Raw genomic sequence first — 15,572 nt, 5'->3', positions numbered from 1 at the left:
AGTAGATGCATTGAATGCTTATTGACGGATCTCTTTCCCAGACAATCCACGGGTATTGATAATCAAATCATACCATGATTGAATGGTTTTCCATAGGAAGGGGAATCGCGCTCCGGCTCTGGCAAACTGTCAAACGAATTTGGTTGACAAAGCATGACGTTAATCGCTATAATTAATTTTGTTTGTTTGGAGTGATAGTATGGAATTTCGATTTCGAGACATAGTTGCTGGTAGAGGGGAAACGCAGATTGATACGGCATTTCGTGCCGATGAGGTAGCGCGTGAGCGCTCTGATGTTGCCATTTCTGAACCGGTTCATGTCGAACTGTCGGTAAAGGCGGAAGGTGATGGGTTCGCTCGAGCTCATGGCAAGCTGACTGCTAAGATGGAACTGCAATGCTCGCGTTGTTTAACATCGTTTACCGAGACGTACGTTATTCCGTTTGATGAGCAGTTCAAGCTGAAGGACTCTACTGATCTTCCCGCTGAAGGAGATGAGGAGGACGTCATTACGGTGGCGGACGACCTTGTCGACTTGAAGCCTTACGTGGAAGAGGCGCTCTTAATGAACTTGCCGTATGCGCCGCTATGCGACGAGGCGTGCAAGGGTTTGTGCCCGACTTGCGGCACGAACCGCAACGAACATCCATGCGGATGCTCGACTGAGCGAATCGACCCGAGACTGGCGGGGTTACAAGATTTCTTTAAGAAATAGAAAGCTGACAGTAGAAATAACACGTAACTTGGGTAAGGAGGTGTAAACATGGCAGTACCTCAAAGAAGAACGTCGAAAACACGTCGTGACAAGCGCCGTACGCACTTCAAATTGTCCGTGCCGGGCATGGTAAAATGCGAACAATGCGGTGAGTTGAAATTGGCGCACCATGTATGCAAAGTGTGCGGAACATACAAAGCTAGAGAGATTATCAAACAATAATCGGATATCTATGCAGGAAAAGTAGTACTTCGTGATCTCACGGGTGCTACTTTTTTTGTTCTCTCACCCTGGATAATATTAGGAGGGAAAGAGGGGGTATAAAAACTGGTGCTTTCCTTTAGACCCATTTTTATATATACTACTCTTAGTACCAGGTTCTAAATACCTTTTTTCAAATCGATGAAAATGATCTATGATATACATAAGGGTTGGACAGTCAGCTTATGCGGCAAGCCAAGCCTTTAGCATATTGGGCAAAGAGCAAAGGTGGTGCGGGACATCGAGCGTTTACCTAAGAGACAGCGTCAGCAGCAGCTGGCCGCAATCATTGAAGAGAATCCATTCGTGACTGATCAGGAATTAACCCGCAAGTTGAAGGTGAGTATCCAGACGATTCGGCTTGACCGGATGGAGCTCGGGATTCCTGAATTAAGGGAACGATTGAAGCTAATGGCAGAGCAATCCTACGATCAAGTAAGATCCTTGCCGCTACATGAAGTTATTGGTGATATTGTTGACCTGCAGCTGGATCGCAGCGGGATATCGATATTTGAAATCCGTGATGAACACGTCTTCTCAAGAACACATATCGCACGCGGTCATCATCTGTTCGCGCAAGCGAACTCGCTTGCGGTTGCGGTCATTAATGACGAGATTGCATTAACGTCATCAGCGGATATTCGCTTTCTTCGTTCCGTGAAGCTGGGAGAGAAGTGTATCGCGAAAGCGTATGTACGCTCAATTTCAGGCGAACGAAGCAAGGCGAAGGTGGAAGTGTTTAGTTATGTGGGAGAAGAAATGGTGTTCCAAGGGAACTTTGTCATTTATCGTTCGGCAGGAACGGTGATTAGCAGCGAAGGAGGAGAACTGCATGAGAATCGCCATTGATGCGATGGGTGGAGATCATGCGCCGAAGAGCAATGTAGAAGGTGCATTGGCGGCAGCCAAGGAATGGTCGGATGTTGAACTGCTGCTTGTGGGAGACGAAGCAAAGCTCACTCCGTATATGACCACTTCCCCATCGAATGTGCGCATCATTCATGCGCCAGATACAATTGAAGCGGATGACGAACCGGTTAAGGCAGTTCGTCGCAAGAAGGAAGCCTCGATGGTTGTTGCGGGACGTATGGTTCGTGAAGGTGAAGCGGATTGCATGATATCGGCAGGCAATACGGGAGCGTTGATGACGACAGGCCTTCTCATTGTAGGCCGTATGAATGGTGTGGAGCGGCCTGCACTGGCTCCAATGATCCCGACGATGGATGGCAGAGGCGTGCTAGCGCTGGACTTGGGTGCGAACATGGATGCCAAGCCTGAGCATCTTGCGCAGTATTCCTTGATGGGCAGTATTTATCGCGAGAAGGTACATGGCATGGCGAAGCCGCGCGTCGGACTGCTGAACGTAGGTACAGAGGCGATGAAGGGCAATGAATTGACGAAGCAGGTCTATCCGCTGCTCGCGGAGCTGCCGATTCAATTCGTAGGCAATGTCGAAGCCAGAGACGTATTGGAGAGTACTTGTGACGTACTCGTGTGCGATGGATTTGCTGGCAATGTCATGTTGAAGTCGCTGGAAGGAACGGCAAGCTCATTATTTGGCGTGTTGAAGCGGGAGTTCACGCGTACATGGTATACGAAGCTTGCGGCAGCGATGTTGATGCCAGCACTTAAGGGCTTGCGCAAGACGATGGATTACAAGGAACATGGCGGAGCTCCGCTGTTAGGCTTGAACGGACTTGTAATTAAGGCGCACGGCTCTTCAGATGCGCGAGCCGTTCATAATGCAGTTCGGCAAGCACGTTTAGCGCTGCAAAATGATTTGATTGAGACGATTTCTATGGGAGTCGGCGGAACTAACAGTGGGAAGTGAGTGATGCGTGATGAGCTTACGGTCAGTAGGAATTATTGGGACAGGTAAGTACGTACCCGAACGTGTGTTGACAAATGCGGACATGGAGAAAATGGTCGATACAAACGATGAGTGGATTGTATCACGAACGGGAATTAAGGAGCGCCGGATCGCGGCAGAGCATGAGGCAACCTCTGACTTGGCTTTTTATGCAGCGGAGAAGGCACTGGAAGCGGCGGGCATCTCAGCAGAAGAATTGGACTTGATTGTCGTAGCTACTGTTACACCAGATATGTCATTCCCGTCCACCGCTTGTCTTGTTCAGAAGCGGCTTGGGGCGACGAAAGCGGCAGCATTCGATTTGTCAGCAGCATGCTCTGGATTTGTATATGGACTTGCTAATGCAAGCAACTTTATTGCAATGGGCACATACAAGTACGCACTTGTAATCGGTGCAGAATGCTTGTCGCGCATTACGGATTACACGGATCGCAATACTTGCATCCTGTTCGGAGATGGTGCGGGTGCAGCGGTGCTTGGTCCAGTACCGGAAGGCCGAGGATTCCAATCCTTCGTGCTTGGCGCAGACGGCAATGGCGGTGAACTTCTGAAAATTGAAGCCGGTGGTTCGCGTATGCCTGCGTCGGCGGAGACGGTTGAAAACAAGCGCCATTATCTTTATATGAACGGTCGCGAAGTATTCAAGTTCGCTGTTCGCATTATGGGAAATGCGGCAGAAGAAGCGCTTGAGAAGGCAGGGAAGAAAAAGGAAGATGTTAGCTTGATGGTTCCACACCAGGCGAATACGCGGATTATCCATGCAGCTCTGGAGCGGCTGAACCTGTCGGAGGACAAATGCGTTATTAATTTGCCTTACTATGCGAATACGTCGGCAGCTTCCATCCCGCTTGCACTTGCAGAGGCTGCAGAGCAAGGCCGCATTCAAGAGGGAGACACGATCCTGCTCGTTGGCTTCGGCGGCGGCTTGACATGGGGAGCTTCGGTTATCGTTTGGTAGAGGGATGTCCTTCTCCGTGATTAAGGAAAGCACAGTTCTGATTTATACTCATTCATGGATAAATTAAGGAGTGGACAATCTTGGGTAAAATTGCATTCGTTTTTCCTGGACAAGGTGCTCAAGCGGTTGGTATGGGCAAGGACGTCTATGAGGCCGTTCCTGCTGCACAGGAGGCTTTCGATACAGCAGAGCAGGTACTTGGATTCCCTCTGAAGGAGCTCGTATTCAATGGGCCAGAGGAAGACTTGAAGCAGACAGCAAACACGCAGCCAGCGCTTCTTGTTACGAGCTATGCACTGTATCGCGCGTTTGAAGCGTCTGGTGTTCGTCCAGACTTCGTCGCAGGACACAGCTTGGGTGAATATAGTGCGCTTGTTGTAGCGGGGGTTCTATCCTTCGAGGATGCAGTCGCAATTGTGCGGCAGCGCGGACAATTCATGGAGCAGGCTGTTCCGCATGGACAAGGTGCCATGGCGGCTGTATTAGGTGCAGAGCGCGAGCAGTTGGGAGCGCTGTGTGATGATATTAGCCGAACAACAGGTTCAGTAGAGATGGCGAACGTAAACTGTCCTGGCCAAATCGTTGTATCAGGTACAGCGGAGGGTGTAGCGGCGGTTGCCGAACGTGGGAAAGAGGCTGGCGCTAAACGTGTAAAACAACTGGAGGTTAGCGGGCCATTCCATTCACTGTTAATGAAGCCAGCAGCAGAACGACTGGGCGAAGTCTTGAAGACCGTTACCTTCCAAGATGCATCTGTACCGGTTGTGGCCAATGTATCTGCACGTCCAGAGGAAGCGGGCGAGCTACTTCGTGAGCTGCTCGTAGAGCAAGTGTTCTCGCCAGTATTGTGGGAAGACAGTGTGCGCTATATGATCGAGCAGGGCGTTGATACATTCATTGAGCTGGGTTCAGGCTCCGTTCTTGCTGGACTGATTAAGAAGATAGACCGTTCGGTGAAGATTGTATCGATCAATAGCCTAGCAGCCATAGAAGCGTATCTTGCAGAATAATAGCAATAGTTAGCAGTTATTCATACAATCGATATTCTATATCTATCTTATGTCTGCAATTATCATTCTAGTGATGCTGGGCGTAACCCGCTGCGGTATACGCCCGGGCAAGTATAAGGGAGGAACATGACCATGTCGAGCTTAGAAGGCAAAGTGGCGGTTGTCACAGGCGCTTCTCGCGGCATAGGACGAGCAATTGCGCTAAGTCTGGCTGAGGCTGGTGCAGATGTTGTTGTGAACTATGCAGGCAGCGAAGCGGCAGCTAAGGATACTGCAGCTGCGATCGAGGCAATGGGACGCAGAGCCATCACCGTTCAAGCAAATGTGGGCAAGACAGAAGAGGCGGATCTTCTTGTAAAGTCAGCGTTGGATCAATTTGGCCGTATTGACATATTGGTGAATAATGCCGGAATTACAAGAGATAATTTAATTATGCGGATGAAGGAAGAAGAGTTTGATCAAGTCATTGAGACGAATTTGAAGGGTGTATTCAATTGCGTAAAGGCAGTGACTCGCCCGATGATGAAACAGCGCTCTGGCCGCATTATTAATATCTCGTCCGTCGTAGGTGTAATTGGCAATCCGGGTCAAGCCAACTATGTAGCAGCTAAGGCTGGTGTAATCGGCCTTACTAAGGCGTCTGCGCGCGAGCTTGCATCCCGTGGCATTACCGTCAACTGTGTGGCGCCAGGCTTTATTGAGACAGATATGACAGATGCACTGTCTGAAGAGATGAAGGGGCAGCTGCTTAGTCAGATCCCGCTTAATCGTCTAGGTCAGCCAGAGCATATTGCGAAGGCAGTTCGCTTCTTGGCATCTGATGATGCGGAATATATGACAGGCCAGACGATCCATGTGGATGGCGGCATGTACATGTAGGAGGCTTCTCCGTTCATGGCAGCATGAACGTTAAGCGATATAATGGGTGGGTGTGCATAAGTGTTGAGCGATCAGCAATAATGCATCTTTTACCTAATAAGTGGAAACGACTGTGAGAGATCAGGTCGTTTCTACCAGCAAGCCGTTTTGATATGGCAATTTACAATGTTTTTTCGTATAATACCAAAGAGGAGGTGAACCGGATGTCAGCAGAAGTGTTGGAGCGTGTAAAGCGCATCATCGTTGAACGCCTTGGCGTTGATGAGGCAGAAGTAACGCTTGAAGCATCTTTCAAGGAGGATCTTGGCGCTGATTCCCTCGATGTTGTGGAATTGGTGATGGAATTGGAAGATGAGTTTGATATGGAAATCTCTGATGAAGACGCGGAGAAAATTACTTCGGTTGGAGAAGTAGTGAATTACATACAATCTCATACCTAAGTTACTGAGTCCCGTTCTTCGTTAACGGGACTTCTCCTCATTATTGCAATATCTGAATGCGGCGGTATGCCGCATTCTCCATCATATAGAAGCTTGAACTGCAGAAGTAGAGGTGATTCTGATTGAAGCACAGGGTTGTAGTGACCGGCATGGGTGTCGTGACCGCTCTCGGCTCGGATATTGAGACATTCTGGAATAACCTGTTGGAAGGGAAGTCTGGAGTATCTCACATAGAAGCATTTGATGTTACCGATTATCCGACGCAAATTGCCGCTTCCGTGAAGGATTTCAATCCAGAAGATTTCATGGATAAAAAAGAAACAAGGCGTATGGATCGATTTGTTCAATTCGCAGTAGCTGCAAGTAAGAACGCCTTGGAAGACGCGAAGCTGGACGTAAGAGAACAGACGAATCCAGATCGTGTTGGCGTTATCGTCGGATCCGGTATTGGTGGTCTTGGCACATGGGAAGATCAGCATACGATATTGATGGAGAAAGGCGTTAAGCGCGTTAGTCCATTCTTCATTCCGATGATGATTGCGAACATGGCATCTGGCCAAGTCTCCATCACTGTTGGAGCTCGCGGACCGAATACAGCAGCTGTATCCGCATGTGCGACGGGGACGCATTCCATTGGCGACGCATACAAGATTATTCAGCGCGGCGACGCGGATGTAATGATCTGTGGCGGAGCAGAAGCGACGATCCGTCCGATCGGTATGGCAGGCTTCTGCGCGATGCGTGCGATGTCGACTCGCAACGATGAGCCAGAGCGCGCTAGCCGCCCATTCGATGTAGACCGTGACGGTTTCGTTATGGGCGAAGGAGCAGGCGTACTTGTTCTGGAGTCGCTGGAGCATGCTCTAGCACGCGGCGCTCGTATCTATGGGGAAGTGGCTGGCTATGGGATGAGCGGTGACGCTCACCATATGACAGAGCCTGACCCGACAGGAGCAGCATTGTGCATGACTCGTGCGCTGGCGGATGGCGAATTGGCACCAGAGCAGATTGATTACATCAACGCACATGGTACCTCAACTCCAGTAGGAGATCGTTCGGAGACGAAAGCGATTAAGTCAGCGCTAGGCGACCATGCTTATAAGACAGCAGTGAGTTCAACGAAATCCATGACAGGGCATCTTCTCGGTGCAGCAGGCGGCGTAGAGGCAGTCATTTGCAGCTTGGTACTGCAGCATGGCATGATTCCACCGACGATCAACCTGGAAAATCAGGATCCGGAATGTGACCTCGATTACGTTCCGAACGTAGCTCGTAAAGCTGATGTACAAGTAGCGATGTCCAACTCATTTGGCTTCGGCGGACATAACGCTACAATTGTCTTGAAGAAATACGAAGCATAAGGAGTCAGACAGTTGAGTGTAGAATTGAAGCAGTTACAACAGAAACTGAACATTCATTTTCGGAACAGACAGCTGTTGAAACAAGCGTTCACCCATGCTTCCTATGTGAACGAACACCGCTTCGGCCAGCACCAAGACAACGAACGCCTTGAATTTTTGGGCGATGCTGTGTTGGAGCTGACGGTGTCAGAATTTTTGTATCACCGATGTCCGACACGGCCCGAAGGGGAGTTGACCAAGATGCGTGCTTCCATCGTCTGTGAGCCATCTCTTGTCAAATTTGCTAACCAGCTTGGTTTCGGCAAGTATGTTCTGTTAGGCAAGGGAGAGGAGCTGACGGGAGGACGTACGCGTCCCGCATTGTTGGCGGATGTTTTTGAATCGTTCATCGGCGCGCTCTATTTGGATCAAGGCTTAGAGGTGGTGCGGGATTTTCTGCGTGAGCATATCTTCCCGCAAATCACGCTTGACGGCAAGCTGCAGACGAATGATTACAAGACACAGCTGCAGGAATTGACGCAGCATCACAATTTGGGTTCGCTTGAATATCGAATTATCGAAGAGCGCGGCCCAGCACATGAACGTGAATTCGTATCTGAAGTATGTATGGGTGACGAATGTTTAGGTCGCGGAGTTGGCCGCTCGAAGAAAGAAGCGGAACAACAAGCCGCGGCACAGGCGCTCGAGCAATTAGTCATTCCGAAATCATAACGTACTGTAAGGCCGGCGCGTGCGTCGGCCAGTTTCGCAGAAAGAGCAAAGAACAGCGCGCGAAGCGAGCGGAATTGGAGCTGCTTACAGGCTGGTTTTTGCTCTTTCTTTGTCCGAAGCTACGTTACCGCGCGGAAATTTGACAGCATGTCCATGCGACGATTCGGATTCGCGATATGGTACAATAATCGTTGAGGTGATCGTAGAACGATGTTCTTAAAAAGGTTAGAACTGGCGGGCTTTAAATCGTTCGCGGATCGGACGGAATTAGAGTTCGTCCAGGGAATCACCGGCGTTGTCGGCCCAAACGGCAGCGGAAAGAGTAATATCTCTGACGCAATCCGTTGGGTGCTCGGGGAACAGAGCGCCAAGTCACTTCGCGGCGGCAAGATGGAAGACATTATCTTTGCAGGCAGTGATGCGCGCAAAGCAGTGAACTATGGAGAAGTGTCCTTAACGCTCGATAACAGCGATGAGACACTTCCGCTTGATTTCAATGAAGTGACGGTGACACGTCGTGTGCATCGAAGCGGCGACAGTGAATATTTTATTAATAAGCAAGCTTGTCGATTGAAGGATATCACCGAACTGTTCATGGACACAGGAATCGGGAAAGAAGCATATTCCATTATCGGACAAGGCCGAATTGAAGAAATCCTCAGTACTCGTTCAGAAGATCGTCGTGGGATATTCGAAGAGGCGTCTGGGATTGTGAAATACAAGTCTCGGAAGCGAGACGCGAAGAAGAAGCTGGATGAGACCGAGCAGAACTTGCTCCGCATTCACGATCTTGTGGTGGAATTAGAGGATCAGATCGGGCCGCTTAAGGAGCAGTCTGAGAAGGCTAGACACTATAAGCAGCTTCGTGAATGGTTGAAGAACAAAGAAATTGCAGTTTACGTTCATCAAATAGAGGAGCTTCACATCACTTGGCAACAGGCGAACGAGAAGCTAGGACAGTTGAAGGAACGTGAATTGTCCTTGTCAACGGTAGTAAGCGAGCATGATGCCAAGTTGGAAGTGCACCGCATTGAGCTTCGCAAGCTGGAAGAGGAGCTCGAGAAGCTCCAGGCAACGCTTCTTCATTACAGTGAGGAGTATGAGAAGTGCGAAGGACAAGGCGAGGTTCTGAGGGAGCGCAAGCGGAATCTGACGTCCAATGAGCAGCAGATGAAGACAACGCTGACGACGACTTCGGAACGAATGCGTGCGAAGCAGTTGGAAGTGCAATCTGTTCGCGAGAAGCTGTTGGCCTTGCAGACTGAACTGGCTGAAATTCGCGGACTTATTGTTGCCGAAGAGACACGGCTTGCTGGCGTAGCTGGCGGGACAAGCTCAGACGCGGAAGAGAGCTTGAAGGGTCAGCTGCTCGAAGTAATGAATCAAATGGCGCAGCAGCGCAATGATATTCGCTACTATGACCAGCAGAAGGAATCCCTGCAAAAGCGTCTTGATAAAATGAATACAGCACGCAACAAGCGCGAGCAGGAGCAGAAGGATCTTCAGAAGAAGGTCGAAGATGCCAAGCGCCGCAGTGAAACGCTAACAGGAGATTTGGCGTACATTCGTAATCGTTATCTTACAGAGAGTGAGCAGTTGAAGCAGGATGAGTCGCTTCTCTCCGAGACGGAGCAGGCTGTGCGCAAATGGCAGCAAAAAGCCGATGCAATGGTGTCTCGTCGTGATACGATGCAGGAGCTGCAAAATGACTTTGACGGCTTCATGCTCGGCGTACGGGAAGTGCTTAAGGCTGCACGTCGACCGAATGGATTGCAGGGCGTACATGGTGCGGTTGCGGAATTGATCCGTGTGCCAGAGCAATTGGAGACGGCGATTGAGACTGCACTTGGCGCAGCCTTACAGCATATCGTTATGGAGAATGAGTCGGTATCGCGGAATGCCATCATGTTCCTGAAGCAGCGTCAATTAGGACGTGCGACATTCTTGCCGCTGGATGTTATTCGACCACGCTCCTTACATGAGACAGATCGTCGTATTGTGAATGGTACGGAAGGCTTTGTAGGTGTAGCGGCGGATTTGGTAAAGTCGGACGACATGTATGCAAGTATTGTCGGCAGCTTGCTCGGCAATGTGGTCATTGCGAAATCGCTGGAAGATGCGAACCGAATTGCGGCGAAGCTGCAGTACCGTTATCGTGTCGTGACGCTTGAAGGCGATGTTGTCAATGCCGGCGGCTCAATGACAGGCGGAAGCTTGAATAAGAAGAGCGCGAACCTGCTCGGACGCCAGCGTCAATTGGAACAGCTGGAAGCAGATATTAAGGAAGCTGATAAGCAGCTTGCCAAGCTCACGGAGACGTATACGGAGCTGAAGCAGCGCACAACGACAGGACTGAAGCGGCTCGATGACCTTCGCGAGCAAGGCGAAACGAAGCGCATCAATGAACAGCAGCTGACGAGCGAGATTGCGCAGCTGGAGAAGGAAGAACGCCAGTTGGCAGAAGCGCTCGAGGTGGAGCAGCAGGAGCTTACACACGCTGCGGAGGAGATGTCCACGCTGGACGCTGGGCGTCGTACCGCGGAGGCTCGGCTTGACGAGCTGAAGATTGATGAGGATCGTCTGCATGTCTCGATAGAGACTGCTGAATCTGCACGCAAGGCGAACGAGTCAGAGAAGGAAGTGCTGCAATCGCAGCTTACGGACTTGAAGGTTCGTCAAGGGAAGCTCGATCAGGAATCTTTCTCGCTGCAGGAGCAGTTGACACGCTCTGAGCAGGAAGCCAAGGCGTACGAACATGAGTATACGCAGTTGACGCAAGGGTTGATTCAGGTACAGATTGATCTGGAGACCGCTGAGCGTGAGACGATGAAGCAGACTGAAGACTTGAACCATTTCCATGTGAAGAAACAAGAAACGGGCAAGCAGATTGAGTTCAAACGTGCGGATCGTGCGCAATGTGTGGCAAGACTGGAGCTTGCAGAAAGCGATACGAAGGAGCAGCGTACGGAGCTGAAGCAAGTGGAGGAGTCGATGCGTCAGACGGAGATTCAAGCGAATCGCCTTGACGTTGAACTGGATAACTTGCTGCGCAAGCTCAGTGAAGAGTACGAGATTAGCTTTGAACTGGCGAAGCATCGATACGTAGTACCTGAGAACATTGAGGAAGCGAAGCTGGAAGTGCGCGATCTGAAGAAACAGATTGCAGCACTTGGCGAAGTAAACCTTGGTGCGATCGATGAGTTTGAACGTGTGAATGAGCGCTATCAGTTCCTCAGTGAACAGAAAAATGATCTGATTGAAGCGAAGACGACGCTCTATCAAGTTATCCGCGAGATGGATGACGAGATGTCGAAGCGGTTCAAAGCAACATTCGATGCGATCCGCAAACAGTTCGTAGTCGTGTTCTCCAAGCTGTTCGGCGGTGGACGGGCTGATCTCGTTCTGATTGATCCGGAACATATACTGGAAACGGGGATTGACATTGTGGCGCAGCCACCAGGCAAGAAGCTGCAAAATTTACAGCTGTTGTCCGGCGGTGAGCGTGCCTTGACAGCAATGGCGCTGCTATTTGCTATTTTGCACGTGAAGCCAGTGCCGTTCTGCGTGCTTGATGAGGTTGAAGCGGCACTCGATGAAGCGAACGTTACACGCTTCGCCCAATATTTGCGTGAATTCTCCGAGCAGACTCAGTTTATCGTCGTCACGCATCGCAAAGGGACGATGGAAGAAGCTGATGTACTGTACGGTGTCACGATGGAAGAGGGCGGCGTATCGAAGCTCGTATCCGTGAAGTTGGAAGATGACGAAGCAATCATTGCATAAGGGGCGGGGAAGGACATGAGTTTTTTTAAGAAGCTGAAGGAAAGCATCGCGGCAAAGACCGAGTCCGTAACGAATATTTTCAAGGAAGGCTTGGAGAAAACTCGCAAAGGGCTCGTGGAGAAAGTAACAGAGCTTATTACGCGGCGCAAAAAGATTGATGAAGCTTTCTATGAAGAACTTGAAGAAATCTTAATCGGTGCCGATGTTGGCGTGACAACGGTTATGAACTTGATTGACGAACTTCGCGATGAGGTGAAGAAGCGTAAAATCGAGGAAGCAGCTGAGCTGCAGCCGGTATTGTCCGAGAAGCTTGTCGGGCTTCTGCGCGGCGATGATACAAGCAAGCTGAATATGAATCCGAATGGCATGACGGTTATTTTGTTCGTTGGTGTCAACGGTGTCGGCAAGACGACTACGATCGGAAAATTGGCACATCGGTTCAAGCAGGAAGGTAAATCTGTCCTTCTCGCTGCCGGAGACACATTCCGTGCCGGGGCAATTGAGCAATTGGAAGTATGGGGCCAGCGTGCAGGAGTCGATGTCATTAAGCAACAGGCAGGCTCTGATCCTGCTGCGGTGATGTTCGATGCGGTGCAGGCTGCGAAGCAGCGCAATGTTGATGTGCTGCTCTGCGATACGGCGGGTCGGTTGCAGAACAAGTCGAACCTGATGGAAGAGCTGAACAAGATCTTCCGTGTCATTCAGCGTGAAGTACCTGACGCTCCACATGAGGTGTTGATGGTGCTTGATGCAACCACAGGGCAGAATGCTCTCAATCAAGCGAAGCTGTTCGGCGAGAAGAGTGGGGTTACCGGTTTGGTGCTCACGAAGCTTGACGGTACAGCGAAGGGCGGTATCGTCATAGCAATCCGTCAAGAATTGAACTTGCCTGTGAAGCTGGTCGGACTCGGCGAGAAGATGGGGGATTTGCAGGAATTCGATTCCGAGCAGTTCGTCCATGCCTTGTTCGCAGGATTGATTGCAGAAGCAGAACAAGCAGAAGATGAGCAAGCGGATGATCAGCAAGCTTAAATCGAATCTGAATACGGATAGAAGGCGTCCCATTTTGGGACGCCTTTTTTTGCAAGATGATGCTGGTTGAGAAGAAGGAATGGTTTCTCTTACCTCTTGTTATCACAGGTATTTTGAAGCTTGTGTATAGCGATATCAAATTTGTAGAGTGCTGCGCTGCGAAAGCGGCTGATTTGACAGTTCAGGCAGAGTCTGAACATTTGATAATTGCCTGCATTCCCGAAAAGCAAAATGCGTACAGCCCTGACATTGAACGTTAACAATACGAGTCAGTGCATAATCTATGGCAATTCCAGTACGTTGGAAGAAATGTTCAGTCCCGATCATCGCTGCCAGACCCGTTTTGTTCATGATCCCTTCAGGTTGGGGAGCAATGCCGGTTATCAGCACGATTCCTCCATGCTGGCGGATGCGACTAACGAATGTAGATAGATGCGCAGCGGCTGTTGTATCCATATATGGCACGCGACCCATTCGCAAGATTAGTACACGAGGAGTTTCCTCGAATTGTGAGGACAGTGATTGCTCCAGTGTATGAGCAGCACCAAAAAACAGCGTTCCTTCGATGCTTACGATACTAATTTGCGGACATTTTCGTCCATCATTTACGACTCTTGCAGATACTTTGGCTTTTTGATCCTGCGGATCAGGAAGAACTTTATTCACCTTCACTTCTTCACTCATTCGTTTGATGAACAAAATAATGGACACCGCGAGACCTGCTTGAACGGCGACTGTCAGGTTCGTGAACACAGTGAGCAAAAAAGTAATACATAAAATAAGTGAATCTGCCGTTTTGGTACGTGCAATCTTCGCAAATATTTTACGCTCGCTCATGTTCCAGGCAACCATCATCAATATCGGTGCCATTGCAGCCAGTGGGATTGCCGAAGCATAAGGAGCAAGGAACAGCAGCACGAGCAGTACGACGATGGCATGCACCATCCCGGAAATCGGAGAAGCAGCCCCGCTGCGTATATTGGTTGCCGTACGAGCAATTGCACCGGTTGCAGGAATACCCCCGAACAATGGTGCGATCATATTCGCAATGCCTTGCCCGATCAGCTCGCGATTGCTGTTGTGTCTTTCACCTGTCATGCTGTCGGCAACAAGTGCGGATAGCAGAGATTCCACTCCGCCGAGCAGTGCAATGACGAATGCAGGCTGAAGCAGCAGAATGATACGATCCCAGCTTAGCGCTGGCCAGTGGAAAGCTGGAATGCCGCTAGGTATCGCCCCGAACGTCGTTCCAATCGTAGCAACCTGACCAGGGTACAACCAAGCTGCTGCCAAACTGGCTAAGAGGAGACCGACTAGAGAAGCCGGGATCTTTGGCATATACTTCGGCACGAGCAGGAGGGCAGCAAGACAAATACAGGATGTTAGAACACTGTAGATGTTGAACGCTGGGATATGAATGATCAGCTCGCGCATATTGGCGATGAAGCTGTCCTGCTTCTCTAAGTGAAGCCCTAAAAAATCGGCAATTTGACCTGTAAAAATAATGACGGCAATCCCTGAGGTAAAACCGATGGTTACAGGCCGCGGGATGAAGCGTATCACGGCTCCTAAGCGCAGCAATCCCATCAATACAAGCATAATACCTGCAAGGAAGCCAGCGATTAGCAGGTTCTCAAATCCATATTGCATGACAATGGCGAACAAAATCGGAATAAATGCGCCGGTAGGGCCTCCGATTTGAAACTTGGATCCACCAAGCAACGAGATAAAAAATCCGGCGATAATCGTCGTATATAAGCCATATTCAGGCTTGACGCCGGAGGCTATGGCAAATGCCATGCCTAATGGAATGGCAACCACACCGACGATTAAGCCTGCAATCATATCTTTCTTGAATGATTGGAAGCTATAGTTGGCATAGCGTCCGCACCACAACGGTTTCATGTATAATACCCACCATTTCTAAATATTTGATTATTTGAATATTTAAAATGATAAAGGTGTTTCGCATACCTGTCAAAGCGTATAGGAAGGGGTGTGGCATGCTTTTATACAAAAAAGAGAGGAAACAGGAGTCACGGACTCATATTCCTCTCTTTTTTAGGATGATTCTTGGTTTTTCATGTTTTTCAACATGGATATGGAATTGACTAAGTGATTGTTAAATATTTGCTTCGCGACTTCAAGTAAATCCTTGATCATTGGGTCACGCAAGGAATAAATGACAGAGGTTCCATCCTTAACGCCGTATACTACGTTTTTATTGCGCAGAACAGCCAACTGCTGCGATACAGAAGATCCCTCCGTGCCAAGTATGGCTTGTATCTCGTTAACCGTTTTATCCCCTTCACATAAGATCTCAAGTATCTTAATTCGAAGAGGATGCGCTAAAGCTTTGAAAAACTCCGCCTTAAAATGCTGAATATCCGGATACATGATGGCTTTCTCCCTTATTCTCAATAAAAGATTCAAAATAGGTTAGTGTTAGTTTACCACAAAACGAACGTTCACGAAAAAGGGAATGCAAAATCAAGTTCGAATGAAGGTGCATTGGAGACAGAAATATAAGCGAGATTTATACTACCATAAAA

At 49.5% G+C, this 15,572-nt stretch carries 14 protein-coding genes; 12 read left to right on the top strand and 2 right to left on the bottom strand.

Annotated features, from left to right (window positions below):
* Positions 1-199: 199 nt before the first annotated feature.
* The 12 genes from BLS15_RS09510 (at position 200) to ftsY (ending at position 13,020) form a co-directional block, all read left to right on the top strand.
* Positions 200-715 carry a YceD family protein gene (locus BLS15_RS09510; RefSeq protein WP_021256603.1) on the top strand — a complete coding sequence of 172 codons (516 nt, stop codon included), beginning with the start codon at positions 200-202 and terminating at the stop codon, positions 713-715.
* A 48-nt stretch (positions 716-763) separates the two neighbouring features.
* Positions 764-937, top strand: coding sequence for a 50S ribosomal protein L32 (gene rpmF, locus BLS15_RS09505; protein ID WP_019424932.1), 174 nt, complete (start codon positions 764-766; stop codon positions 935-937).
* 267 nt (positions 938-1,204) lie between these two features.
* A complete protein-coding gene (fapR, locus tag BLS15_RS09500) occupies positions 1,205-1,825 on the top strand; it encodes a transcription factor FapR (protein ID WP_028531217.1) in 621 nt (206 codons plus the stop codon).
* On the top strand, positions 1,809-2,807 hold the full coding sequence (gene plsX / locus BLS15_RS09495; protein WP_021256601.1) for a phosphate acyltransferase PlsX: 999 nt from the start codon (positions 1,809-1,811) through the stop codon (positions 2,805-2,807). Before fapR ends, plsX begins: the two co-directional genes overlap by 17 nt.
* Positions 2,808-2,817: 10 nt before the next feature.
* Positions 2,818-3,804, top strand: coding sequence for a beta-ketoacyl-ACP synthase III (locus BLS15_RS09490; protein WP_021256600.1), 987 nt, complete (start codon positions 2,818-2,820; stop codon positions 3,802-3,804).
* An 80-nt stretch (positions 3,805-3,884) separates the two neighbouring features.
* Entirely contained in the window at positions 3,885-4,814 is a 930-nt protein-coding gene (gene fabD / locus BLS15_RS09485; RefSeq protein ID WP_021256599.1) for an ACP S-malonyltransferase, read from the top strand.
* A gap of 132 nt (positions 4,815-4,946) precedes the next feature.
* Complete coding sequence (gene fabG / locus BLS15_RS09480) at positions 4,947-5,693, top strand: 3-oxoacyl-[acyl-carrier-protein] reductase (protein ID WP_021256598.1); 747 nt, start codon at positions 4,947-4,949, stop codon at positions 5,691-5,693.
* A gap of 203 nt (positions 5,694-5,896) precedes the next feature.
* A complete protein-coding gene (acpP, locus tag BLS15_RS09475; protein ID WP_005551886.1) occupies positions 5,897-6,133 on the top strand; it encodes an acyl carrier protein in 237 nt (78 codons plus the stop codon).
* Between the two features lie 122 nt (positions 6,134-6,255).
* A complete protein-coding gene (gene fabF / locus BLS15_RS09470; protein WP_021256597.1) occupies positions 6,256-7,494 on the top strand; it encodes a beta-ketoacyl-ACP synthase II in 1,239 nt (412 codons plus the stop codon).
* A gap of 12 nt (positions 7,495-7,506) precedes the next feature.
* The gene (gene rnc / locus BLS15_RS09465) at positions 7,507-8,205 is read left to right on the top strand and encodes a ribonuclease III (protein ID WP_021256596.1); all 699 of its coding nucleotides are present in this window, start codon (positions 7,507-7,509) and stop codon (positions 8,203-8,205) included.
* 210 nt (positions 8,206-8,415) lie between these two features.
* The gene (gene smc, locus BLS15_RS09460; protein ID WP_021256595.1) at positions 8,416-11,988 is read left to right on the top strand and encodes a chromosome segregation protein SMC; all 3,573 of its coding nucleotides are present in this window, start codon (positions 8,416-8,418) and stop codon (positions 11,986-11,988) included.
* Positions 11,989-12,003: 15 nt separating this feature from the next.
* Complete coding sequence (gene ftsY, locus BLS15_RS09455; protein WP_028531216.1) at positions 12,004-13,020, top strand: signal recognition particle-docking protein FtsY; 1,017 nt, start codon at positions 12,004-12,006, stop codon at positions 13,018-13,020.
* A gap of 135 nt (positions 13,021-13,155) precedes the next feature.
* Here ftsY and BLS15_RS09450 read toward each other — a convergent pair whose 3' ends face one another.
* Positions 13,156-14,925, bottom strand: a complete 1,770-nt coding sequence (locus BLS15_RS09450) for a SulP family inorganic anion transporter (protein ID WP_021256593.1) — start codon at positions 14,923-14,925, stop codon at positions 13,156-13,158.
* A gap of 156 nt (positions 14,926-15,081) precedes the next feature.
* On the bottom strand, positions 15,082-15,417 hold the full coding sequence (locus BLS15_RS09445; protein WP_021256592.1) for an ArsR/SmtB family transcription factor: 336 nt from the start codon (positions 15,415-15,417) through the stop codon (positions 15,082-15,084).
* Positions 15,418-15,572 lie beyond the last annotated feature (155 nt).

Origin of the sequence: Paenibacillus sp. cl6col (assembly GCF_900102125.1) — a bacterium.
Lineage (GTDB): Bacteria > Bacillota > Bacilli > Paenibacillales > Paenibacillaceae > Paenibacillus_B > Paenibacillus_B suaedae.
The sequence above is the reverse complement of the archived record's forward strand: the minus strand, read 5'-3'. Positions and strand labels throughout refer to the sequence as shown.

Excerpts from the sequence above, each read along its gene's own strand:
- plsX (WP_021256601.1), top strand. The coding sequence starts at position 1,809 with ATGAGAATCGCCATTGATGCGATGGGTGGAGATCATGCGCCGAAGAGC.
- rpmF (WP_019424932.1), top strand. The coding sequence starts at position 764 with ATGGCAGTACCTCAAAGAAGAACGTCGAAAACACGTCGTGACAAGCGC.
- BLS15_RS09510 (WP_021256603.1), top strand. The coding sequence starts at position 200 with ATGGAATTTCGATTTCGAGACATAGTTGCTGGTAGAGGGGAAACGCAG.
- BLS15_RS09490 (WP_021256600.1), top strand. The coding sequence starts at position 2,818 with ATGAGCTTACGGTCAGTAGGAATTATTGGGACAGGTAAGTACGTACCC.
- acpP (WP_005551886.1), top strand. The coding sequence starts at position 5,897 with ATGTCAGCAGAAGTGTTGGAGCGTGTAAAGCGCATCATCGTTGAACGC.
- fabG (WP_021256598.1), top strand. The coding sequence starts at position 4,947 with ATGTCGAGCTTAGAAGGCAAAGTGGCGGTTGTCACAGGCGCTTCTCGC.
- BLS15_RS09445 (WP_021256592.1), bottom strand. The coding sequence starts at position 15,417 with ATGTATCCGGATATTCAGCATTTTAAGGCGGAGTTTTTCAAAGCTTTA.
- ftsY (WP_028531216.1), top strand. The coding sequence starts at position 12,004 with ATGAGTTTTTTTAAGAAGCTGAAGGAAAGCATCGCGGCAAAGACCGAG.
- smc (WP_021256595.1), top strand. The coding sequence starts at position 8,416 with ATGTTCTTAAAAAGGTTAGAACTGGCGGGCTTTAAATCGTTCGCGGAT.
- BLS15_RS09450 (WP_021256593.1), bottom strand. The coding sequence starts at position 14,925 with ATGAAACCGTTGTGGTGCGGACGCTATGCCAACTATAGCTTCCAATCA.